General features: G+C 34.5%; 1 protein-coding gene. It reads left to right on the top strand.

The annotated features are described in order from the left end of the window. The coding region (locus L3V42_RS18155; protein ID WP_238472633.1) for a transposase at window positions 1–255 on the top strand (255 nt) is incomplete at both ends.

Raw genomic sequence — 255 nt, 5'->3', positions numbered from 1 at the left:
GAATTACGAAGATATCCTAAAAAATCGAAATCGAACGCCACTCATTACATACAATCAATATCGAAAGGAGAAGAAAAAGAAACACAAAGAGAATGCTTTTCATGTAGATAACTGGGAATACAGCGAAAAAGAAGATGCATATGTATGTCCAAATGGAAGAAAAGTGAAATTTAGTTATCATTCGAAACGAACGGACAGATATGGATTTACACGTGAATTTAAAGTGTATGAATGTGAAGACTGTTCCGGTTGTCC

Origin of the sequence: Oceanobacillus alkalisoli (genome assembly GCF_022213125.1) — a bacterium.
GTDB classification, from domain to species: Bacteria; Bacillota; Bacilli; order Bacillales; family Amphibacillaceae; genus Oceanobacillus; species Oceanobacillus alkalisoli.
This window is presented reverse-complemented; position numbering and strand designations above follow the sequence as displayed.